Here is a 20,895-nt window from a genome sequence, read left to right as displayed (position 1 = left end):
CCATTCGACCACGCCGGCGCCGCGGGGGCGGCGGCCCTGCCGGTCAGCCGTGCTTGGCGGCGACCTCGAAGAGGAAGAAGAGGTAGGCCGCGAGCAGATGGGCGACCACCACGTAGACCAGCACCCGGGTGATCACCCCGCGCTGCTTGCGCTTCTCGCTGCCGTTGGTGGTGGGGACGACGACCGGCGTGACCGGGCGGGCGTCGTGCGGGGTGCTGTCGATGGTCATGTCCGGTCTCCTGGGGTGGCGATACGGTGCGCCGCGGGGAGCGCGGCGGTGGTGCGGGAGGGGGCGCCGACGCACAGCGCGGAGGTCTCGCTCTGCATCAGCGTGTGAACGAACAGCACGTCGGCCCCCGCGTCGCCCGCCGCGGCCAGCCGGTGCGGCACCAGCGAGTCGAAGTGCGCGGAGTCGCCGGGGGCGAGGGTGTGGGTGCGTTCGCCGAGCGCCAGGTCGAGCGTGCCGCCGGTGACGTAGAGCCACTCCTCGCCGGCGTGCACCCGTACCAGCGCGCGCTGCGCCCCGGCCGGGATGTGCAGCCGCAGTGCCTGCATGGCCCGGCCGTTGCCGCCGGCCCGCCAGTAGGTCCAGCCGCCGGCCGGCACCGCGGCGGCGTCGGCGCCGCGTACGATGGGATCGGGTTCGCCGGTGGTCTCGCCGAGCAGGTCCGAGACCGTGGTCCCGTACATCCGGGCGAGCCCGAGCAGCACCGGGAGCGAGGGCTGGCGCAGTCCGGACTCCAGCCGCGACAGATGCGCAGCGGACAGTCCGGCCCGGCCGGCCGCACCTTCCAGGGTGAGCCCGGCCGCCCGCCGCAGGTCCCGCAGTCGCGGGGCCAGGACGAGGTCTTCCTCGGGGGCGGCGGGGGACTGGTGGTCTGCCATGACTCCATGGAACCGCTTCCGTACCTGAGGGGCAAAGTTTTTGCCCCGCAGGCAAAAGTGCGATCCCGATCCCCGTGCAGATCCACCTGCCGTCCTGCCGCACGCGTTGCTGTTCCGGCAATGAGGTTTGCCACGAGGGACGGCCCCGCCGACCATCGCGGCAAGGAGGCAGACCCCATGACGAAACCCCGCCCGCACACCCCCACGCCCGCCCCGGCCGCGCCGCCCGCCGGCGCGGAGGCCCACTACGAAGCCGTGGTCGTCGGCGGCGGCGCAGCCGGCCTGGCCGGAGCGTCCACCCTGGCCCGCGCCCGCCGCTCGGTCCTTGTCGTCGACGCCGGACGCCCGCGCAACGCGCCCGCCGCGGGAGTCCACACCTACCTGGCCCGCGAGGGCACCCCGCCCGCCGCCCTGCTCGCCGCAGGCCGCGCCGAGGTCGCGGGCTACGGCGGCGAGATCCGGTCAGGCACCGTCACCGCGGCCGAACGCCGCCCGGACGGGAGCTTCCGGGTCGCCCTCGACGACGGCGCCGCGGTCTCGGCGGACCGGCTGCTGGTCACCACCGGCCTGACCGACGAGCTGCCCGCAGTCCCCGGGCTGGCCGGCCTGTGGGGTCGCGATGTGCTGCACTGCCCGTACTGCCACGGCTGGGAGGTACGGGACCGCGCCGTCGGCGTCCTGGCCACCGGACCGCTCGCCGTCCACCAGGCGCTCCTGTGGCGCCAGTGGAGCGACCGGATCACCGTCTTCCTGCACACCGCGCAGGAACCTGACGACGAGGCATGCGAGCAGCTGGCCGCCAGGGGCATCGCGGTCGTCGACGGCGAGGTCGCCCGCCTGGTGGCCGACGGCGGCAGGCTCGCCGCCGTCGAGCTGGTCGGCGGCCGGCGGATCGCCTGCGACGCGCTCGCGGTCGCCCCCCGCTTCACGGCCAACGGCGGCATCCTGCGCGACCTGGGCCTGAAGCCCGAGGAGCAGGAGATGGGCGGCCACGTGCTGGGCACCCGCATCCCCGCGGATCCGACCGGCGCGACCGCCGTGCCCGGCGTGTGGGTCGCGGGCAATGTGGCGAGCCTGGCCGAGCAGGTCATCGGGGCGGCGGCCGCGGGAGTGCGCGCCGCGGCGGCGATCAACGCCGACCTGGTCGGCGCCGACACCCGCCGTGCGGTGGCCGCCGCCCGTGCCGCACGGCCTGCCGCGCCGCACGGCGCCGGGTAGGCAGGCATCCGCCGCCGGGGCCGCCGGCCGTCCGCCTCACAGCCCCAGATAGGACAGCAGTTCGCGGGCGGCCGGGCTGTCCCGGCCGTCCGAGGGCAGCGCGACCGACACCTCCCACTGCCGCTCGTCCTGACCCTTCAGCGGCACCACCGAGAGCTCCGCCGCCTGCTCCTTGCGGGAGATCGGCTGCGGCACCACCGCGATGCCCAGCCCGTGCCGCACCATGTCGATCAGCGTGTGCACGTCGTAGACCTCGATGCCGACCCGCCGGGGGGTGCCGCTCGCCTCGAAGGCCAGGTCGTTCAGCCGCCTGGCCCCCCAGTCCTGGTGCCAGTCGAAGAACGTCTCGTCCGCCAACTGCCCCCAGCGGGCGTACGGCTCGCCCGCCAGCCGGTGCCCCGGACCGCACAGCAGCACCATCGGCTCGCTGGTCAGCGGGAGCAGCCGCACCCCCTCGGGCGGCGGCCCCGGCAGGGTGATGAAGGCCAGGTCCAGCCGGCCGTCGGCGACGTCCTGCGCCATCACCGCGGAGCCCGCCTGCCGCAGCCGCACCTCCACATTGCCGTGCTCGGCGCGGAAGCGGGCCAGCAGCGCCCCCACGTCGACGTTCACGCACTGCTCCGTGCCCACCGCCAGGCTGCCGCGGAGCAGCCCCTGCACCGCCGCGACGGCGTCCCCCGCGGCCCTGGCGGCGGCCAGCGTACGGGTCGCCTCGGCCAGCAACGCCCGTCCCGCGCCGGTCAGTTCGACGCTGCGGGTGGTCCGGGTGAACAGCGCCGCGCCCAACTCGCGCTCCAGCGACCGCACCGATGCCGACAGCCCCGACTGGGACACCACCATCCGGTGCGCCGCCCGCGTGAAGTGCCGCTCCTCGGCGACGGCGACGAAGTACTCGAGTTGCCGCAGTTCCATGATGCGCCGGACTGTCCCGGCGGCACCTCGACCGGGCGCTGACCGCCTCGCTGCGCCGGCTCGGCGTGGACTGCGTCGACCTCTACCAGGTGCACTCCTGGGACCCGCTGACCCCGGTGGAGGAGACCCTGCGCTTCCTCGACGACGCGGTACGCCAAGGCCGCATCCACTACGTCGGACTGTCGAACCACACCGGCTGGCAGCTCCAGAAGGCCGTCGACACCGCCGACTTCCGCGGCCTGGCCCGACCGGTGACGCTGCAGCCCCAGTACAGCCTGCTCAGCCGGGAGATCGAGTGGGAGGTCACCCCGGCCTGCCAGTCCGAGGGCCTGGGGCTGCTGCCCTGGAGCCCGCTCGGCGGCGGCTGGCTCACCGGCAAGTACCGCCGCGACGAGCGCCCCACCGGCGCCACCCGGCTCGGCGAGAACCCCGAGCGCGGCGTGGAGGCGTACGAGCGGCGGGCTCGCGTGCAGCGCACCTGGGACGTGGTGGACGCGGTCCAGTCGATCGCCGAGGAGACCGGCGCCACCATGGCGCAGGTCGCCCTTGCCTGGCTGCTGGACCGCCCGGCGGTGACCTCGGTCATCCTCGGCGCCCGTACCGTCGAGCAGCTCGACGACAACCTCGGCTCTGCAGCCCTGCGCCTGACCGCCGGGCAGACGGCCAGGCTGGACGAGGCCAGCGACCCGGGCGCGGCGGACTACCCGTACGGCGTTCCCGGGGTGGAGCAGCGCGGCCGCCGCATCGAGGGCGGCCGCTGAGCGGCAGGCCTTCCGCGTCCGCCGCTTGACCCTGCCCCTCGGGGCAGGGTCTAGGGTCCGTTCCGTGGTGATGACATGAAAATCGGTGAGGTCGCGCGCCGCGCGGGAGTGACGGTCAAGACGGTCCTCTACTACGAGGCCGCGGGGCTGCTGGCCCCGGCCCGGCTGCCCAACGGCTACCGGGACTACTCGGAGCAGGACGCCCGGATGGTGCGCGAGGCCCGGGCGCTCAACTCCCTCGGCATCCCCGTCGAGCGGACCCGGCCCTTCCTCGAATGCCTGGCCGGCGGCCGGGAGTACGCGGACGACTGCCCGTCCTCGCTGGCCGCCTATCGCGAAGCCATCGACGACCTGACGGCCCGGATCGACGCGCTGACCGTGCGCAGGGACACCCTCGCGTCCCAGCTGCGCGAGGCGGCCTACCGCAACAGCAGGGCCTCCCCGCCGGCCGCCGCCGTGCCCGCGCGGGACGCCCTCGCCGGCGGCGCGACGGGGGACGCGCACCTCAGGCGGCTGCCGCAGAACCTGCCGGTGCCGCAGGACGACGGCGCCGCGGACCACCTCGTCGGCTGCCGGATGCCCGCCCTTGCGCTGCCCGGCACCGCGGGCGGCACGGTCGCCCTGGACGCGCTCGGCGAGGGACGTACCGTGCTGTACTGCTACCCGCTCACCGGCAGGCCCGACACCGATGTGCCCGAGGGCTGGGACTCGATCCCGGGAGCGCGCGGCTGCACCGCGCAGGCGTGCGGCTTCCGGGACCACCACGACGACCTCGCCGCCCTCGGCGTGGCCCGCGTCCTCGGGCTGTCCAGCCAGGACACCGGCTACCAGCAGGAGGTCGTGGCCCGGCTGCGGCTCCCCTTCGCGATGCTCTCCGACCCCGCGCTGAGCCTGGCCGCGTCACTGGGTCTGCCCACCTTCGAGGCCGGCGGGGACGTGCTCCACGCGCGCATCACGCTGGTCGTCCGGGACGGCGTCGTCGAGCACGTCTTCTACCCGGTCTTCCCGCCGGACCGGCACGCGGGCGAGGTCCTCCGCTGGCTCGCGGACAACCCCGCCTGAGCCGCCGCCCGCCCCGGGACCTGCCCGGGGGCGCGTGCCACGCCGTACGCGCCGGGCGGACGCTTCCGCACGCCGCTTCCAATGGAGGGTCGAACCGGATTGAATGGGGTCATTCCGGCCGCCAGCAAGGAGCCCGTATGCCCGACCGCCCCACCCCAGCAGTGGTCTTCGACGCGCCCTTCGGCGACCGCTCCGCCTGGGCGGTCGGCCGCACCTCCGCCTATCCCGAGGACGGCCGCAACCCCGGCGACAACAAGCTCGACCGGATCGGCCCGGACTTCGCCCCCACCGCTGACGGGGTCTTCGCCGCCCACCGCGCCCGCGGCGGCGAGTGGCACACCGCCCTGGTCTCCACCGAGTACGCCCCGGGCGGGTTCGAACTGCTGGCCGGCGACGAGCTCAGCGCGACCTGCGTCGTCCACGACGTCCAGGGCGCGTGGCCCGCACTGTGGACCTGGGGCCGCGACACCGGCGGCCGCCCGCAGCCGGGACACGGAGAGATCGACGCCTTCGAATACCACCCCACCCACCCCGGCATGCTGGAGCTGACCAACCACGTCCGCCCTGCCGCGCACTACGCCGAGGGCGCCGTCACCGCCGGCCGCCCGTTCGTGCTGCGGGTGGTCTTCGGGGCGGCGAGCGTCGAGTGGTATGCCGACGGCCGGCTGCTCCACGCCGACCACCGGGGCGTCGGCCCGCACTGGCGCGCCTGGCCGGTGGTCTGCATCAGCGTCGCCGCCGGCCGCTACGGCCATCTGCCGCCGCGCCCCGGCACCGACGAGCTGCACTGGCAGTGCTCGGCCCTGACCGTGCGCCGCTCCGTGTCCGGCACCGGAAGAGACCGCGATCACCCGGCATGATCACGCGAGGACCGGGCAAGTGCAGGAAGGACACCCCCGTATCCAGGGGGTCATCTCCCCCTGAGCATCAAGTGGACGAAGCGGAGTCGGTGCAATGACCGGGCGGCAGCCGGCGAAGACGGACGGGCGCGCGACCGGCGCGACCGGTCCGACCAGCGGTACGAGCGGGACGGGCGCGAGCGACCCGGTCGTGGCGCGCGGCGCCCCGTGCTGGGTCAGCCTGACCGCACGCGATCTGGCCGCCGCCGAGAAGTTCTACGGCAGCGTGCTGGGCTGGGAGTTCCGCTCGACGACGCTCGGCGAGCGCTTCGCCGTCGCGGTGACCGACGGCCGGCCGATCGCCACCATCGGCGCGGTCGCCGGCGACATGCAGGTCGCGGTGGGATGGACACCGTTCTTCGAGGTCGCACAGGCCGACGAGGCGACCGCCAGGATCCGCGAGCGCAGCGCCACCGTGGCGCTCGGCCCGGTCTCCTTCGCCTCGGGTCGCGCGGTCCTGGCCGCCGACCGGGACGGCGCCGTCTTCGGCGTATGGGACGGCCGGCTGCCCGGCGGCTGGCAGTCCTGGCACGACCGCGGGCCCGTGGTCGTCCGCCTGCGCACCAGGGACGCCTTCGAGGCGGCGATCTTCTACGGCGGCGTCCTGGAGTGGGCCGACGAGGCGGCCGGCTGCTGCAGCGTCTCCTACGACTACGAGCGCGCCGAGGTCCTCGTCCACAGCTCGGGCGACGTGGTGGCCCGGATCTCCTCAGGCGCGGTCGAGGCGGCGCCCGACCCGGTGGTCCGCCCGCACTGGGCCGTCCACTTCGCGGTCGACGACGTCGCGGCGCGTGTCGAGGCCGCCCGGGCGCTGGGCGGCACGCTGCTCGGCAGCGGGACGGGCCAGGCCGGCCCGTGGGCCGACCTGCGCGACCCGGACGGCGGCCTGTTCACGGTGTTCTCCCGGTAGCCGCGTCCGGAGCCACCGCCCGCTTCAACCGGTCCGCGATCCTGGCGGACCTGCGGGCACGTCCCCGGGCGGGCGGTGCCGGGTCCTGCGGCAGCAGCCGGGCGTCTATCAGCGCGTCGAGGTGGTCCTTGATCCACTGATTGGGCCCGGCGATCCGGGGTTTCACGGACTGCTGCCCAGAAGCCGGCGGCTCCACCATGTCCTGCCTCCCGATGCACCGGATGACCGTCGCCGCGAAATATACACGAACGATCGTGCTTAAAGATGTGCGGGCCGATGGCTGGTGAGTCTCGCGCCGGCCCCGGCCCCCGCGCTCAGCCGTCCGCCGCGGGCAGCAGCGAGGGGTCGGTCGCCACCTCCCGCAACCGGCGCAGGATGCCCTTGGCCGCCATCCGGTAGCCGGTGTCGTCGCCGTGCAGCACCGAATCGCCGTTGGCCATCTCCATCAGCGCGCAGATCTCGAAGACCAGCTGCGGCCGGTCGACGTCCTGCCGCGCCTGGCCCGCCTGCTGGGCCTCCCGCAGGGTCTGCTCCAGGAAGGAGGACCAGTTCCTGCGGGCCGCCGCGATCGTGTCGTGCAGCCGGCCGGGCCGCGCGTCGTATTCGGCGCCGACCGCGTAGAAGAAGCAGCCGCCGGGGAAGATCCTCGCCTGCGAATAGGCCAGCCAGCCGCTGCACAGCCGCCACAGCCTGTCCATGCCGTGCGGCAGCTCGTGTGCGGGGTTCACCACGTGCTCGAGGAAGATCCTGATCGCGGTGCGCACGGTCGCCAGCTGGAGGTCCTCCTTCGACCCGAACAGCGCGAAGACCCCGCTCTTGCTGAGCCCCAGGTCGCCGGCGAGCCGCCCGACCGTCAGCCCGTCCAGGCCCTCGACCGACGCGAGCGCGACGGCGCGCTCCAGTACCAGGCGCCTCGTCTCGTCGCCGCGCGCCACCCGCCCGTCGACGCGGGCGGCGGTCCTCGTCGTCGCCACTGGAGCCTCCGATGCGTTGTCCTGATTCCGATCCGCCAAGCCTACGTGACTGGCAGCACGACCGTGCGGAAAAGTCGGCCGGGGAAGGAATGCGACGCCACCCCGGTGCGTTCTGGTGAGCGTAGGAAGTGGAAACGACAACGATGACGGAAAGAGGTGGCTGATGGCTCGCAGTGAACTGCGCCCCGTCGTGAAACTCCGCTCCACTGCCGGTACCGGACACACGTACGTGACCAGGAAGAACCGGCGCAACGACCCCGACAGGCTGACGCTGCTCAAGTACGACCCGGTGGCCCGCAAGCACGTGCTCTTCCGCGAGGAGCGCTGACCCGCGGCCCCATCAGGGCAGCACCGCGGCACGCCACAGCCGGCCAGTGAAAGGACACGCATGAAGAACGGCATCCACCCCACCTCCCGCCCGGTCATCTTCAGGGACAAGGCCGGCGACTTCGCCTTCCTGACCCGCTCCACCGCGACGTCCGACCGCACCCTGGCCTGGACGGACGGCAACACCTACCCGGTCATCGACGTCGAGACGTCGTCGGCCAGCCACCCCTTCTACACCGGCAAGGCACGCGAGCTGGACACCGCGGGCCGAATCGACCGCTTCCGGCGCCGCTACGGGCGCAGCGCCGGCTGATCCGGTCCTGCCCCCGCGGGCCCCGGCAGCTATGTCGCTGGAAAGGGTGATCGTCTTCGTGCGGCGGCGCTTTCGCGCCGCCGCCGCGGCGTGCCCGGGTAGAGTCACCGGCCTGGAGAGTGTTTCCTGCTGCTGCGGTGGACAGTGCCTTCGACCAGCCCCATCCACCCACCCGGGGGCACTCTCCTGCTGCGTCCCGGGCCGCCGTCAGATCGCGTCCTCCCAGTCGATCCGGTAGAAGGCCAGCTGCTCGGTCTCGGCTGTGAGCCGCATGCCGGCCGCGGCCATCACGCGGCGGGAGGCGACATTGCCGACGTCCGTGTCGCCCAGGACGCTGCCGACGCCCTGCGTCCGCGCGAATGCCAGCAGCGCGCGCAGCGCCTCCGAGGCGTATCCGTTGCCGTGCGCCGCGGGTACGAGGCCGTAGCCGATCGTGACGCAGCCGTCCTCGTCCGGCCTGCCGTGGAAGTCCACGCCGCCGATGGTCCGCCCGTCCTCGCGCAGCCGGATCCCGTAGGTGCCGAAAGGCCGCGGATCGCCGCTGTCCGCGCAGGTGGCGAGGAAACGCCTGGCCGCCGAGAGGTCCCCTTCCGCGGGATACCCGTCGGCCCAGCGCACCGAGCGGTCGGCCCGGCCGCCCAGCACCTGCTCGGCCTCGCCCGCACTCAGCGGATGCAGTACGAGGCGCGCCGTCGTCAGATCGTCCACGGCCGCCGGCCTGTCTTCCGTCCCGACGGGCCCGCGGTCCCGGGCCGGGGGCCCGGTCGCCACGCGTGCACCGGCCGGGATGTTCCGGTCGCCTCCGTCCCTGCCCCCCCGCCACATCGCCGTCAATGCCTTTCGTCCCAGGCCGCGCTCTGCAGGAAGTACGTGTCGTACAGCTCCTGGACGTCCAGGAGGCTCTCCGGGGGGACTTTGCCGTAGGCGATGCGCTCCAGGTGGCGGAAGTACTCGAAGCGCTCGACGCCCGGTGTGATGACGATGAGGATGTCCGCGTCGTGCCCGGGGGCGGCCGCGAAGGCGTGGGGGAGACCCGGCGGGACGATGACCAGGTCGCCGCGCTCGGCGGTGACGACCTGCTCGCCGGACAGCAGCTGTGCGGTGCCGTCGAGCAGGTAGAACATTTCGGCGGAGCCGGCGTGGTGGTGCGGCTTGGCGCCGTCGGCGCCGTCCGTGAGGGTGACCCGCTGGGTGGACAGCGCGCCGCCGGTCGCGCTGCTGTCGGCCAGCAGCCTGATGGTGGTCGGCGCCCTGCCGATCACCTCCGCCTCCGCGGAGCGGACGACCACGGATTCGTCGAACTTCGGGACGATGAGCGACATCTCTGGCTCCTCGGGGTGGGGTGAGCGGTGGTCAGACGGCGAACAGCAGGGCCGCACTGGCCAGTACGGTGACGGCGGTCGCGAAGTGTATGCCGAATGCTGTGGCCTTGGTCCCGCCGTGCCGCAGCACGATCAGGGTGTCGCCGAGCGGCGCGAGGGCCACGACGAGCATGAACCAGGCCTCGGCGCCGGCACCGGAGAAGGCGAGCAGGGCCAGGCCCATGACGCCGAACGTGGCGTCCCTGAGGCCCTTGACCGTCAGATACGCCGGGTCGCCGTTCTCCCGGGCGGCCACCCCGTAGCCCACGGCGGCGGGCCGCGGCACCAGCAGGAAGCGGGCGCCGATCAACAGGACGAGCAGGTCGAGCACGATGGCCAGGCCGTAGGCGGTGGGCGTGAGCACGGCGGTTCTCCTCGCGGTAGTTGTCACTGCTAGGAACGAGATCGACGCTAGCATAGCGTCGACACATTGCCTAGCAATGCTAGAGTCACTGCCATGACGATCCAGACGCGCCGCGAGCGCGAACGAGCCGAACGTGAGCGGTCGATCATCACGGCCGCCCGGGACATGGCCGAGGCCGAGGGCTGGGAGTCGGTCACCACCCGCCGTCTCGCCGCCGAGATCGAGTACAGCCAGCCGGTGCTCTACAGCCACTTCAAGGGCAAGGACGCCATCATGGCCGCCGTCGCCGTCCAGGGATTCGCCGAGATGGCCGGCGAACTGCGGGCGGCGCGCACCGCGGCGCCCGGCCCGCGCGAAGCCCTCGTGGCCGTGGCCGTGACCTATTCCGCGTTCGCCGAGCGGTGCCCAGCGACGTACGACGCGATGTTCACCCACGCCGTCGACCTGCCGTTCGCGACCCCGCAGGCCCCCGCCCCGCTCCGCGAGGCGTTCGGTGAACTGCGCGGCGCCGTCGAACCGCTGGCGGCGCCGGGCGACGATCCGGGCGCGCTCACCGAGACCGTGTGGAGCGGCCTGCACGGCCTGCTCACCCTCATGCGCAGCGGCCGTCTGCGCCGTGAGGGCCACGACGTCCGGCTCGCCCTGCTGATCGACCGGTTCTCACCGCCCGCGTGAGAGGCGCGGGGCACGGCCCGCCGGGGCCCGCGGGCCGCCGCCCGGTCAGAGCGCGAGATGCATGATGTGCAGCCCGACATAGCCGAGCCTCGGGTGCCGGAAGCCCTCCGGCAGCGTGCCGATCACCTGGAAGCCGAGCGACCTGTACAGCTTCACCGCGTACTCGTTCGTCTCCACGACCGCGTTGAACTGCATCGCCCGATAGCCCGCCGCGCGCGCCCACTCCACCGTGTACGCACACAGCGCACGCCCCACGCCCTGCCCCGAGTGCGCCGGGTCGACCATGTAGCTGGCGCTCGCGATGTGCGAGCCGTTGCCCATGTGGTTGCGGTTCATCTTCGCCGTGCCCAGCACGGTGCCCGCGTCGTCCACCGCGACGACGGTACGCATCGGCTCCGCCAGCAGCCACCACTCGCGGCCCTGGTCCTCGGTGAGGTCCACGGGGTAGGTGAAGGTCTCGCCCTCCGTGACGATGCGGTGGAAGAACGGCCAGATGGCCGGCCAGTCCTCGGTGGTGGCTTCCCTGATCAGCATGCGCACAGGATGCCCGCACCGGACCGCTGCCTTCCACCGCATATCCCCGCGGACTCCCGACGCCACCGCAAAATCGGATGCGCGTGCGCCACGGAGTCGGCAGGCTGCGCGGGTGAACCGCGAAGAGATCTCCCGCATCGCCCACTCCGACCACCCGATCAAGGCGCCGCTCGACGACGACTCGGTCCGGCAACTCCTGGACAAGGGCCTCGCGCGCGGCGGGGGACGCGTGCTCGACCTCGGCTGCGGCGGCGGCGAATGGCTGCTGCGCGCCCTGGCGGCAGGCCCCCATGTGCACGCCGAGGGCGTCGACATCTCCCCCGAGGCGCTGTCCCAGGCCCGCGAGGCGGCCACCCGCCGGGGCGTCGAGCAGCGGCTGGTGCTGCACCGGCGGGACGCGGCGGACTTCACGGCGCCGCAACCGTTCGACCTGGTGCTGAGCGTCGGGGCCGCGCATGCCTTCGGAGGCCTGCTCCCGACCCTCGCCGCGGCCCGAGAGCACCTTGCCCCCGGCGGCCACGTCCTGATCGGCGACGGCTTCTGGGAGTCCGCGCCGTCCGCCGAAGCCGTCGGGATGCTCGGCGACTTCGACGACCTGGCCACCACCGTGGAGAAGGTCGCCGCCGAGGGCTGGACCCCCGTACACGGACACGTCAGCACCCGCCGTGAGCTGGACGACTACGAGTGGGCCTGCTGGGGCGCCCTGGCCGCCTGGGCGCTGGACCACCCCGACGACCCCGCCGCCGCGGAGGTGCTGGCCACCGCTGACACCCGCCGCACCGAATGGCTGCGCGTCTACCGCGACGCCTTCGGCTTCGTGACACTTCTCCTGCGCCGCACGCAGGGGCACTCTTGACCCCGAGGTGGCGCTCGTGCCTGCCGGCTGTGCCTACACTCACGCCGTGAACGACACGACACGCCTGACGATCCGACCCGGCGGCCCGGCCGACGCGCCCGCCACGCTCGACATGCTCGACGCGGCGGTGGCCTGGATGAACGCGCGCGGCAACACCGAGCAGTGGGGCACCACGCCGTATTCGCAGAAGCCGGGCGGTGTGGCGCGGGTCGAGAAGTACATGACCGACAACGCCCCCTTCATCGCGGAGCTGGACGGACGCCCCGTCGGAACCCTGGTCCTGGACTCGGGGCCCAGCCCGCATGTGCCGATCGCGCCGGCCGACGAACCCGAGCGGTACGTGAGGCTGCTGGTCTCCGACCGCGCCCACGCCGGCCGGGGCGTCGGAGCGGCGCTGCTCGCGCACGCCGTCGAGGAGACCCGGCGGGCCGGCGTGGACCTGCTGCGGGTGGACTGCTGGGCGGGCGGCGGGGGCGAGTTGGTCGCCTACTACGAGCGCAACGGCTTCACCCCGACGGACCGTTTCACGGCCGACTCCTGGCCGGGCCAGGTCCTGGCCCGCCGCGTCGGGGACCGCTGAGACCAGGGCCGGGCCGCAGAGTTCGGGCGCCGGACCCTTCCGGACCCGGGCAGGGTGGGCGGATGGACGGCCGGGCGCTGGTGGTGGGGCATCCGGAGCGGTGACCGGGCATGCCGGGCACCGCAGTGGCCATCGGGGCAGCGGGGCACCGGCGCGGCCGTGCACGAAGGCGCCGATGCGAGTCCTCTTCGGTGCCGATGGCAGACGCTGCGGTAATGTCCTTCGCGTGAGTGACCGGCAACCGACCCTGCGGGAGCGACAGCGCTCCGAGACGCGGCGCCTGATCCAGGCGCAGGCGGTGGGGCTGTTCACCGACCGCGGCTACGACACGGTGACGGTGGCCGACGTCGCCCGCGCCGCCGGTGTCTCGGCGATGACCGTCTACCGGCACTTCCCCACCAAGGAGGACCTCGTCCTCGTCGACCAGCCGGCGCGGCTCATCGCCGAACGTGTCGCCGCGTCCCCCGCAGGCAACCCCCTGGTGAGCCGTGTCGGCGGCGCACTCGTCGACGCGGCCGCGGCACTGACGGGCGGCGACGCGGCCGAACCGGCGGCCTACCGGCGGTTCCTGCTGGACTGCCTCAAGCTCATGGTCGCCACGCCCGCGCTGCGCGCCCGGTACCTCGACAGCCAATACGCCCTGCAGCAGGCCATCATCGAGGCCCTGGGGGACCAGGCGGCCGACACCGACACCGCTTTCCGCGCCCAGGCGGCCACGAGCGCCTGCCTGGCCGCGATGCACACGGCGCTGACCCGCTGGGCCGAGGACGACGGGCGCACCGAGCTGCCCGAGTTGATCGCCAGGGCACTGGCCGCCTCCGTCGGGGACAACGCGTCACTGTGCGCCTGACACGGTCACGCAACGCCCGCCGGCAGCGGGGCGGGCCGGTCAGGTGGGGTTCGACACGGGTTCCGGCCGGGGGAGCGGCGCCGCCGTGCGGCGGGGGAGCAGCAGTGGAGTCGCCAGCAGGAGGACTCCGGCCAGGCCGACGGCCGTACGCAGGCCGAGCAGCGCGCCCAGCGCCCCCCACACGGCCGTCAGCAGAGCGGTCGACGCCTTGGTCGTCACCGCCCATGCGGTCAGTGTGCGGGCGACCCGGTCGGCAGGGGTCCGTTCGAGGCGGTAGGTGCCGCTGACCGGGTTGAAGATCCCGCAGCAGAAGATGAGCCCGAGCTCGACGCCCACCACCAGCAGCAGTCCTGCGGCGCCCGGCCCGACGAAGGCCAGGCCGATGGGCCAGATCGCCCGCAGCACCCCGGTCGCGACCAGGACGCGGCGCTGTCCGTGGCGGGTGACGAGCGGCCGTGCCAGTCGTGAACCGAGCAGCCCTGCCACGGAGGGCGCGGCGAAGGCGAGCCCGTACTGCCACGGCGGGAATCCGAGCCGCCCGAGCATCATGACGGCCAGCAGCGGCTGGGTGGCCATCACCAGGCCGTTGAAGACGGCGGTGTTGAAGAACAGGGGGCGCAGCGCGTTGTCGGCGAGGATGTACCGCCAGCCGTCGAGCAGGTCCCCCGGCCGCATGCGCGCGGCCTCCCGTCGCTCGGGGCGCGGCTCGTTCCCGCCGATGGCACGGATCCCGACGGCCGAGAGCAGGTAGCTCACCGCGTCCGCCACCACCGTGGCCACCGGGCCGAGGAGGCTGATCGCGGCCCCGCCCAGCGGGGGACCCACGATCGTGGTGGTCCAGGCGGTGGACTCGAATCGGGCGTTGGCGACGAGGAGGTCACCGGTCGGCAGCAGCGTCTTCAGGTAGGCGCCGGAGGCGGCCCTGAAGGTGATGTCGGCGGTCGCGACCGCGACGGAGACCAGCAGGAGCTGGAGGAAGGTGAGGACGCCGAGTGCGAATGCCGCGGGGATCGTGACCAATGCCGCGCACCGCAGCAGGTCCATCGCGATCAGCACCTGCCGCTTGCGGCGGAATTCCACCCACGGGCCGAGCGGAATCGCGACGGCCGCGCCCACCGCGGCCCCGACGCTGGAGAGCGCGGCGACCTCGGCTGGCCCCGAGCCGAGCACCCGGATGGCGATGAGGGGGAACGCGCCGAAGGCGAGCCACGTGCCGAGCGCGCTGGTGCCGTACGCCGCCCACAGCCACCCGAAGGCCCGCCCCAGCCGTTGTCCCTGGCGCTGCCCCCGCCGGTCCCCGCTCCTCATCCCCGCACCCCTCGTCCTCACCCGTACAACCGATCCGCGATCGGAAGCATCAAAGCGAGTGCCGTATCCGCGGATCAAACAACCGCTGGCCCACCGGCCACAACCGGTGGTTGTGCGTCTAAGGTGCCTCCATGGATCTCGACGCCGTCAGAACCTTCGTCGCCGCGGCCGACGCCGGGCAGTTCCAGGAGGCCGCGGCCGAGCTGGCGGTCACCCAGCAGGCCGTCTCCAAACGCATCGCCGCGCTGGAGCGGAGCCTCGGGGTACGGCTGTTCACCCGCACCCCGCGCGGCGCAGTGCTCACGATCGACGGGCAGGCGTTCCTGCCGCACGCGCGCGAGCTGCTGCGCGTCGCCGACCGTGCGGCAGCCTCGGTGCACACCGGCCGCCGTCCGCTGCGGGTGGACATCATCGCCTCGCGCGGCGCGGCGTCGGGCCTGATGCGCGGCTTCCACCAGGCGCGCCCCGAGATCGAGCTCGACGTGGTGATGCTGTTCGACATCGAGACGGCCGTGGCCGCCATCCGGTCCGGCGTGATCGACGCGTCCTTCCGTGCCGTCGGGGTGCCCGGGCGGCCCCTGCCCGAGGACATCGAGTCCGTCCGGGTGCTCGACGAGCCGCTGGAGCTCCTGACCGGGCCCGCCCACGCGCTCGCGGGAGCGAGGTCGGTGAGCGTCGCCCAGCTCGCCGGGCACCGGATCTGGATGCCGGGCATCGTGCCCGGTACGGAGTGGGCCGCCTACTACGACGACCTCGTCGCCGAGTTCGGCCTGACCATCGAGGCGACCGGCCCCAACTTCGGCTCCGACGTCCTCCTGGACACCGTCGCCGACACCCCTGCCCTGGCCACCTTCATGGGCGTCCACGCCCGCCTGGTCTGGCCCGCAGGCCACGGCCTGCGCCGCATCCCGGTGACGGACCCGACGCCCGTGTACCCGCACTCGCTGCTCTGGCACCGCGACAACCCCCACCCGGCGCTGGCCACCCTGCGGGCCCATCTCGCCGCCACGGCCGCAGGCCACGGTGCCGCCGGGACATGGGTCCCGGACTGGGTGCCCCCGCACTGAACACGCCCCGCGCCGTGGGACGTTGCGGACGCCGTCACGCCTGCCGCCGCCCGCGACGGGCGAGGCTACCGGTGCCCGTTTCCGCCCTGGCCCCCGGGGCAGCCGAGAGGCGAGGCCGGGCCGGGCAAGGCACGGGCCGCCCGACACGATCGCAAGGGGGACCGGTGTTCATCGCCGTCATGTGCCTCATGCTCGCCATGGGGCTGCTCCAGGTCGTACGACCGCAGTTGCTCTGGGGGATGAACAGGCGCCTGCAGCGGGGCTGGGTGAAGGATCCCGACGGCACGGAGCCCACCCGCAAGGGCTACGCCATGCAGCGCGTCGTCGGTGTCGTCTTCCTCGCCGTCGCCGTCTGGATCCTGGTGACGAACATCTGACCGCAGCCACGGCGCCGGCCGACCCGCACGTGGAACGACGAGGGGTGCGGGACGGCCGGCTCCCGACGCCCGCCCGCCCGCGCGGGACACCGGTCACCGGTGAACGGCACCGCGCCACAGCGGCCGAACGGCAAATGCGTGGCGTGCTGCGGCAGGCGCCGGAATACTGCCCCGGTGACCCGTGCCGCACCGCCTGGACCGCCTCGGCCCCGCGCCCTGGCGCCCGGAGACCTCGTCGTCATCGCCCCGCTGTCCGGGCCGCTCCACACCACCTGCGAGCCGGACCTCCGGCAGGCCGTGGCCGGGAGCGAACGGATGGGATTCCGCGTACGGCTCGCGCCGCTCCTCGAAGCCGGGCGGCACCACCGGTGGAGTGCGGCGCGGCCCGCGGAGATCACCCGGGAGCCCAACACCCCGCCGCCCGATCCCGAGTTCCGCGCGCTCGTCGCGCACGACGGCGACCAGACGGCGCTCGACTGCCTCGACCTGATCGACATCGAGGCGATCGCCGCCGACCCCAAGCCGATCCTCGGCCACCCGGCCGGTCGCCGAATCGATCTTCGTGCCGAGGGCCGCAGAGTTCCCGGACACGCCGTCACCTCCGCACCTCCCGACGGCGGACACCCCCGGACGTCGACGCGATGATCACCGAGGACGACGTGAACCCGGCGACGCTCGTCACGGACATGCTGCGGCCACCCTGGCGGCACGACCTCTACCAGGCGCTGGAAGGGCCGGGCGACACCGCGGCACTGGTGAACGCGGTCGCCCGTGCCGCGGCAGCGGCGGACGCATCCGCCGCCCAGCTGCGCGGGATCGTCGAGGCGGTGGTCGCCGAAGGGTACGAGGAACTCGGGTGCGGGTTCACCGGCAACGCGGGCATGCCGGAGGACTACCTCCTCGAGTTGTGCGATCGCGGCGTGCTCATCGACGAGTTGGGGCATCGCCCCGGGCCGCGCAGCCTGCTCACGCGCATGTGCGAGGTCCACAGGTACGAGGAGTCGATCCTGACGCTCGGGCTGGAGCTCTACCGCGACCCCCGCGTCCCCCCCGACGAGTTCGCAGCCTTCGTCCGACGGTACGGCGACGTATCCGACGGGCGGCTGCTGCGGGCACTCGCCGAGGCCGATCCGGACTCGGCACTCAAACAGACCGCGTACGAGGACATGCTCGGCGCCTCGCCGACCGCGACGGACGGCGGCCGGAAGGCGGCCGGTTTCCACGCCCGGCACCTGGCGAACGCCCCGGGCAGCGACATCGACGGGCTCGCGCGGTTCCTCGACAGGTACGGCGACCCGCAGGTTCTCGTCCTCCTGCTGGAATCGCGCATCCGGGACCCCGAGCGTGGCGAACTGGTCGAATCCCGCGCCCGGGACGCGACCGACCCGATGGTGTCCGACGCCCTCAGGCGTCGGAAGCACCGCCGGGACGCGGCCGGTCCGTCCCTGGGCTCCGCGGCCGCCGCCGCTCTCGCGGCAACCGGCGACCCGGACGTCCTTCTCCTGCTGGCCGCCAACACGCGGACCCCACGCTCGATCCTGCACGACTTGAGCGGCCGACGGGCGTCGCGCGGCGCCCGCGCCATCCGCAACGCCGCCACGCGCACCCTCCTCGACCTCGCACGCAGGACCGAAGCCCGACCGGAGATCTGACGTCGGGATGCACGACCTGTCCGGGGGGCTGCATGGCGCCTGCGGGACACCGGCGAGCGTGTCGAGGGTGACCCGGGAGGGGCGGGCGTGTCACACCAGGGGCGGCCGCACGGCCCCGGCGACGACGGTGGCCACCATCCTGCGGACGGCGGCGATCTGCGGCGGAGCGCTCGTCCGGTCGGCGAACAGCAGGTGCCCGGCCCCGACGAGGACGGGGGCGAGCGTGTCGATGTCGGCGTCGTCCGCCACCCGTCCCGACTCCCGCTCGGCGGTGAGGTAGCCGGCGACCATGGCGGAGCCCTGCGCGACCAGCGGGATGCCGGCCAGACCGGCTCGGCGCAGCCGGGCACGCAGGCCGTCGCGGAAGGTGATGAGCGCGACGATCGCCACCGTGACCGGCCCGAACAGGTCCGCCAGCGCACCGGCCAGGTTGTCGACCACGCTCCCGGTGCCGGCGGCCGCGCGCAGGACGGTGGCCCGTTCCTCGATGCCGCGGATGCGGTCGAGGACCAGCTCGGCCAGGAAGGCGTCGAAGTCGGTGAAGTGCCGGTGCAGCACGCCTTTGGCGCAGTGCGCCTCCTCGGTGACCGCCCGGCTGGTCAGCGCGTCGGGCCCGTCCCTGAGCAGGACGCGCTCGGCGGCCTCGAACAGCTGGCCGCGCACGTTGTGGATGTGCACCCCTGACGGCATCGCTCCCCTTCCTCAGCGGCAGCCATCTTTCCATGTGGGCACCTGCCCATTAGAGTGGGCGCATGCCCACTCTGTCGCAGGGACAGCCGGACCGCCACGTACCCGAGCCCCACCGCCACCGGCAGGTGGCCGAGTCGTTCGGCGCGGACGCCGAACGCTACGACCGCGCCCGACCGCGGTATCCCGAAGCCCTGGTGGACCGCATCGTCGCGGCAAGCCCCGGCCGGGACGTCCTCGACGTCGGGGCCGGCACCGGCATCGAAGCCCGGCAGTTCCAGGCGGCCGACTGCACGGTGCTCGGCGTCGAACCCGACGAGCGGATGGCCGCGGTCGCACGACGCAGCCGCGTCGAGGTCGAGGTCGCCAGGTTCGAGGACTGGCAGCCGGCCGGGCGGCGGTTCGACGCGGTCATCGCCGGCACCGCCTGGCACTGGGTGGACCCCGTCGCCGGCGCGGCCAAGGCCGCCCAGGTGCTCAGGCCCGGCGGCCGACTCGCGCCCTTCCACCACGTGCCCCGGCTCCCGGCCGAGGTGATGGGCGCCCTCGCCGGGGCATACCGGCAGGTGGCACCCGACTCGCCGCTCGACCCCGGCGTGCTGGGGGAGTCGGCCTTGGACGCGTTCCAGCCGCTGTTCACGAGAATCGCGGACGGCATGCGGCAGGCGGGCGGGTTCAGCGAACCGGAGCAGTGGCGCTTCACCTGGGAGCGCACCTGCACCCGGGACGAATGGCTCGACCAGCTCCCCACCTTCGGCCTGCTCACCCGCCTGCCCGCGGACAAGCTCGCGACGGTCCTGGACAGCGTCGGGGCCGCGATCGACTCTCTCGGCGGCAGTGCCGCGATGCCCTACACCACCGTGGTGGTCACCTCGACCCGCTCGGGCCCGAACTGACGTCCCGAGCAGGGCAGTCGGTGCTGTGCGGCCAGGCCGGATCCGGCCGGTTCCAGGCGCGACCGTGAAGACCTCTCCGGGTTCCACTGGCATGATCCCCGGCATGAACGTACTTGTCATCGGAGCGACCGGGACCATCGGCGGCGCTGTCGCCGGCGCGTTGGAAACCTCTCATCAGGTCATGAGGGCTTCGCGTGGCGGCCCGCTGAAAGTGGACCTCGAAGACCCTGCCTCTCTGGACGCACTCTTCGATCAAGTGGCTGACCTCGATGCGGTGGTGTGCTGCGCCGCCGGCGGCCCGCGGGTGGATTTCGCGTCGGCGACCGATGAAGAGATCGCGGCCGGAGTACGAGGCAAGCTCCTGGGACAGGTCGCGCTGGCCCAGCGAGCCGTGCGCCATCTCAGGGACGGAGGCTCCGTCACTCTGACCGGAGGGACCTTCACCGCTCCGCTGGCCGGTGGGTCACTGGGCGCCCTCATCAACACCGGCCTGGAGGGCTTCGTCCGGAATCTGTCGGCGGAAGTGCCCCGGAGCCTGCGCATCAACCTCATCAGCCCCGGGTGGGTCAAGGAGACCCTGGACGGCATGGGGGCGGATTCGACGGACGGCACTCCCGTCTCCGAAGTCGCCCGCGCCTACGTGGACGCCGTGGAAGGCACCATGCAGGGCCGGACGATACGTCCGTAGCCCGCCGGAAAACGCGTGTCCTGCCGGACCGCCCCGGTGCGACACTGCGCGCCATGACGACACTTGAACTCAGCGATCCGGACTACCTCTTGGAGATCGAACGTCTCGCCCACCGCGTCATTCTCGAAGCGTCCGGCGAAGGCTGGCTCTCGTACCAGCAGGAATCGGAAAGCGCGTCCCCGCTCCGACGCAGCGTCAACGCGCTGGCGCGCGCCCTGCGCTGCCACCACTTCGACGGCGACGGCTGCGTGGAGGAGGACCGCACGGTGGTCAGACTTGCCGGTGCCACGGTGCTGAGGCCCGGGACCATGCCGGCCGGGGTGGACGAGAGCTACGAGGAAGTGTGCGCGCGTATCGGTGTCGAAGCACGGCCGGAAGGATGGGCGCTGTGGAACACCTGGGACGAAGGGGGCCTCCAAGTGGCCATGGTGGTGTCCGCTGTCGAGACCACCGATGGCCTGTTCGAGAACTGGTCACGAGGACGGGCCCTCGACCCGGTGACCCCCTTGCCCTCCCAGGTCGCCCTGGTCCGCCAAGGCTGGATCGGCCCGATGACATTCTCACCGCGCGGCGTCAGCCGGACCGGCCGCGGCGGGCAACCGTTGACCTGCGTGCCCGCCGACAGGCAGGACCGCCCTCGGGCGCCGCTGGACGGGGCACGTGGAAAAACAGGTCAGAGTGAAGATCGCGAGTCATGCCGGCCCTGACCGAGCCCACCCGGCCCCCTCCCGGGTTGTCC

28 protein-coding genes are annotated in these 20,895 nt (G+C 73.4%); 18 read left to right on the top strand and 10 right to left on the bottom strand.

Annotated features, from left to right (window positions below; genetic code table 11):
- Positions 1–43: 43 nt before the first annotated feature.
- Together ACGFMP_RS28795 and ACGFMP_RS28790 are read right to left on the bottom strand one after the other, a co-directional pair.
- A complete protein-coding gene (locus tag ACGFMP_RS28795) occupies positions 44–229 on the bottom strand; it encodes a DUF6126 family protein (RefSeq protein ID WP_393675949.1) in 186 nt (61 codons plus the stop codon).
- A complete protein-coding gene (locus ACGFMP_RS28790; RefSeq protein ID WP_393675948.1) occupies positions 226–885 on the bottom strand; it encodes a helix-turn-helix domain-containing protein in 660 nt (219 codons plus the stop codon). Before ACGFMP_RS28790 ends, ACGFMP_RS28795 begins: the two co-directional genes overlap by 4 nt.
- A 177-nt stretch (positions 886–1,062) precedes the next feature.
- On the opposite strand from ACGFMP_RS28790, the gene ACGFMP_RS28785 reads away from it, so the two are divergent.
- Entirely contained in the window at positions 1,063–2,103 is a 1,041-nt protein-coding gene (locus tag ACGFMP_RS28785) for an NAD(P)/FAD-dependent oxidoreductase (RefSeq protein WP_393675947.1), read from the top strand.
- Between the two features lie 36 nt (positions 2,104–2,139).
- Here the strand turns inward: ACGFMP_RS28785 and ACGFMP_RS28780 are convergent, their stop codons facing one another.
- Complete coding sequence (locus tag ACGFMP_RS28780; RefSeq protein ID WP_393675946.1) at positions 2,140–3,015, bottom strand: LysR family transcriptional regulator; 876 nt, start codon at positions 3,013–3,015, stop codon at positions 2,140–2,142.
- A gap of 11 nt (positions 3,016–3,026) precedes the next feature.
- On the opposite strand from ACGFMP_RS28780, the gene ACGFMP_RS28775 reads away from it, so the two are divergent.
- The 4 genes from ACGFMP_RS28775 (at position 3,027) to ACGFMP_RS28760 (ending at position 6,647) form a co-directional block, all read left to right on the top strand.
- Positions 3,027–3,776, top strand: coding sequence for an aldo/keto reductase (locus ACGFMP_RS28775; protein ID WP_393676047.1), 750 nt, complete (start codon positions 3,027–3,029; stop codon positions 3,774–3,776).
- 75 nt (positions 3,777–3,851) lie between these two features.
- On the top strand, positions 3,852–4,838 hold the full coding sequence (locus ACGFMP_RS28770; RefSeq protein ID WP_393675945.1) for a MerR family DNA-binding transcriptional regulator: 987 nt from the start codon (positions 3,852–3,854) through the stop codon (positions 4,836–4,838).
- Between the two features lie 137 nt (positions 4,839–4,975).
- Positions 4,976–5,698 carry a beta-glucanase gene (locus ACGFMP_RS28765; RefSeq protein WP_393675944.1) on the top strand — a complete coding sequence of 241 codons (723 nt, stop codon included), beginning with the start codon at positions 4,976–4,978 and terminating at the stop codon, positions 5,696–5,698.
- 94 nt (positions 5,699–5,792) lie between these two features.
- The gene (locus ACGFMP_RS28760) at positions 5,793–6,647 is read left to right on the top strand and encodes a VOC family protein (RefSeq protein ID WP_393675943.1); all 855 of its coding nucleotides are present in this window, start codon (positions 5,793–5,795) and stop codon (positions 6,645–6,647) included.
- A 314-nt stretch (positions 6,648–6,961) separates the two neighbouring features.
- Here the strand turns inward: ACGFMP_RS28760 and ACGFMP_RS28755 are convergent, their stop codons facing one another.
- Positions 6,962–7,621 (bottom strand): TetR/AcrR family transcriptional regulator, encoded by a 660-nt coding sequence (locus ACGFMP_RS28755; RefSeq protein ID WP_393675942.1) that lies wholly within the window; start codon positions 7,619–7,621, stop codon positions 6,962–6,964.
- Between the two features lie 163 nt (positions 7,622–7,784).
- Between ACGFMP_RS28755 and rpmG the strand changes: the two genes are divergently transcribed.
- Both rpmG and ACGFMP_RS28745 read left to right on the top strand, forming a co-directional pair.
- Positions 7,785–7,949 (top strand): 50S ribosomal protein L33, encoded by a 165-nt coding sequence (rpmG, locus tag ACGFMP_RS28750; protein ID WP_205048242.1) that lies wholly within the window; start codon positions 7,785–7,787, stop codon positions 7,947–7,949.
- 60 nt (positions 7,950–8,009) lie between these two features.
- A complete protein-coding gene (locus tag ACGFMP_RS28745) occupies positions 8,010–8,261 on the top strand; it encodes a type B 50S ribosomal protein L31 (protein ID WP_393675941.1) in 252 nt (83 codons plus the stop codon).
- 207 nt (positions 8,262–8,468) lie between these two features.
- Here ACGFMP_RS28745 and ACGFMP_RS28740 read toward each other — a convergent pair whose 3' ends face one another.
- The 3 genes from ACGFMP_RS28740 to ACGFMP_RS28730 all read right to left on the bottom strand — a co-directional run bounded on the left by ACGFMP_RS28740 (position 8,469) and on the right by ACGFMP_RS28730 (position 10,040).
- The gene (locus tag ACGFMP_RS28740) at positions 8,469–8,969 is read right to left on the bottom strand and encodes a GNAT family N-acetyltransferase (protein ID WP_393675940.1); all 501 of its coding nucleotides are present in this window, start codon (positions 8,967–8,969) and stop codon (positions 8,469–8,471) included.
- 122 nt (positions 8,970–9,091) lie between these two features.
- Positions 9,092–9,583: a cupin domain-containing protein gene (locus tag ACGFMP_RS28735; protein WP_393675939.1), complete on the bottom strand. Its 492-nt coding sequence runs from the start codon at positions 9,581–9,583 to the stop codon at positions 9,092–9,094.
- A gap of 31 nt (positions 9,584–9,614) precedes the next feature.
- Positions 9,615–10,040, bottom strand: a complete 426-nt coding sequence (locus ACGFMP_RS28730) for a DUF4267 domain-containing protein (protein ID WP_393675938.1) — start codon at positions 10,038–10,040, stop codon at positions 9,615–9,617.
- A gap of 39 nt (positions 10,041–10,079) precedes the next feature.
- On the opposite strand from ACGFMP_RS28730, the gene ACGFMP_RS28725 reads away from it, so the two are divergent.
- Positions 10,080–10,661 (top strand): TetR/AcrR family transcriptional regulator, encoded by a 582-nt coding sequence (locus ACGFMP_RS28725; protein WP_393675937.1) that lies wholly within the window; start codon positions 10,080–10,082, stop codon positions 10,659–10,661.
- Between the two features lie 45 nt (positions 10,662–10,706).
- Here ACGFMP_RS28725 and ACGFMP_RS28720 read toward each other — a convergent pair whose 3' ends face one another.
- A complete protein-coding gene (locus ACGFMP_RS28720; protein ID WP_393675936.1) occupies positions 10,707–11,195 on the bottom strand; it encodes a GNAT family N-acetyltransferase in 489 nt (162 codons plus the stop codon).
- A gap of 112 nt (positions 11,196–11,307) precedes the next feature.
- Between ACGFMP_RS28720 and ACGFMP_RS28715 the strand changes: the two genes are divergently transcribed.
- The 3 genes from ACGFMP_RS28715 (at position 11,308) to ACGFMP_RS28705 (ending at position 13,481) form a co-directional block, all read left to right on the top strand.
- Complete coding sequence (locus ACGFMP_RS28715; protein WP_393675935.1) at positions 11,308–12,051, top strand: SAM-dependent methyltransferase; 744 nt, start codon at positions 11,308–11,310, stop codon at positions 12,049–12,051.
- Positions 12,052–12,097: 46 nt separating this feature from the next.
- Positions 12,098–12,631, top strand: a complete 534-nt coding sequence (locus ACGFMP_RS28710) for a GNAT family N-acetyltransferase (RefSeq protein WP_393675934.1) — start codon at positions 12,098–12,100, stop codon at positions 12,629–12,631.
- Positions 12,632–12,857: 226 nt separating this feature from the next.
- On the top strand, positions 12,858–13,481 hold the full coding sequence (locus tag ACGFMP_RS28705; RefSeq protein WP_393675933.1) for a TetR/AcrR family transcriptional regulator: 624 nt from the start codon (positions 12,858–12,860) through the stop codon (positions 13,479–13,481).
- A 39-nt stretch (positions 13,482–13,520) separates the two neighbouring features.
- Here ACGFMP_RS28705 and ACGFMP_RS28700 read toward each other — a convergent pair whose 3' ends face one another.
- On the bottom strand, positions 13,521–14,789 hold the full coding sequence (locus ACGFMP_RS28700; protein WP_393675932.1) for an MFS transporter: 1,269 nt from the start codon (positions 14,787–14,789) through the stop codon (positions 13,521–13,523).
- Positions 14,790–14,920: 131 nt separating this feature from the next.
- Here ACGFMP_RS28700 and ACGFMP_RS28695 point away from each other — a divergent pair, with 131 nt between their 5' ends.
- From ACGFMP_RS28695 to ACGFMP_RS28680, 4 genes are all read left to right on the top strand, one after another.
- A complete protein-coding gene (locus tag ACGFMP_RS28695; RefSeq protein WP_393675931.1) occupies positions 14,921–15,856 on the top strand; it encodes a LysR family transcriptional regulator in 936 nt (311 codons plus the stop codon).
- Positions 15,857–16,020: 164 nt separating this feature from the next.
- The gene (locus ACGFMP_RS28690) at positions 16,021–16,233 is read left to right on the top strand and encodes a DUF6199 family natural product biosynthesis protein (RefSeq protein WP_393675930.1); all 213 of its coding nucleotides are present in this window, start codon (positions 16,021–16,023) and stop codon (positions 16,231–16,233) included.
- Positions 16,234–16,407: 174 nt separating this feature from the next.
- Positions 16,408–16,878: an LD-carboxypeptidase gene (locus tag ACGFMP_RS28685; RefSeq protein ID WP_393675929.1), complete on the top strand. Its 471-nt coding sequence runs from the start codon at positions 16,408–16,410 to the stop codon at positions 16,876–16,878.
- Positions 16,875–17,885, top strand: coding sequence for a hypothetical protein (locus tag ACGFMP_RS28680; RefSeq protein WP_393675928.1), 1,011 nt, complete (start codon positions 16,875–16,877; stop codon positions 17,883–17,885). Before ACGFMP_RS28685 ends, ACGFMP_RS28680 begins: the two co-directional genes overlap by 4 nt.
- 90 nt (positions 17,886–17,975) lie before the next feature.
- Here the strand turns inward: ACGFMP_RS28680 and ACGFMP_RS28675 are convergent, their stop codons facing one another.
- On the bottom strand, positions 17,976–18,575 hold the full coding sequence (locus tag ACGFMP_RS28675) for a TetR family transcriptional regulator (protein WP_393675927.1): 600 nt from the start codon (positions 18,573–18,575) through the stop codon (positions 17,976–17,978).
- A 62-nt stretch (positions 18,576–18,637) separates the two neighbouring features.
- Between ACGFMP_RS28675 and ACGFMP_RS28670 the strand changes: the two genes are divergently transcribed.
- The 3 genes from ACGFMP_RS28670 to ACGFMP_RS28660 all read left to right on the top strand — a co-directional run bounded on the left by ACGFMP_RS28670 (position 18,638) and on the right by ACGFMP_RS28660 (position 20,863).
- Positions 18,638–19,468 (top strand): class I SAM-dependent methyltransferase, encoded by an 831-nt coding sequence (locus ACGFMP_RS28670; RefSeq protein WP_393675926.1) that lies wholly within the window; start codon positions 18,638–18,640, stop codon positions 19,466–19,468.
- Positions 19,469–19,571: 103 nt separating this feature from the next.
- Complete coding sequence (locus tag ACGFMP_RS28665) at positions 19,572–20,156, top strand: short chain dehydrogenase (RefSeq protein WP_393675925.1); 585 nt, start codon at positions 19,572–19,574, stop codon at positions 20,154–20,156.
- Between the two features lie 53 nt (positions 20,157–20,209).
- Positions 20,210–20,863, top strand: a complete 654-nt coding sequence (locus ACGFMP_RS28660) for a hypothetical protein (RefSeq protein WP_393675924.1) — start codon at positions 20,210–20,212, stop codon at positions 20,861–20,863.
- Positions 20,864–20,895: the final 32 nt, after the last annotated feature.

Origin of the sequence: Streptomyces sp. NPDC049040 (genome assembly GCF_043197715.1) — a bacterium.
GTDB lineage: Bacteria > Actinomycetota > Actinomycetes > Streptomycetales > Streptomycetaceae > Actinacidiphila.
This window is presented reverse-complemented; position numbering and strand designations above follow the sequence as displayed.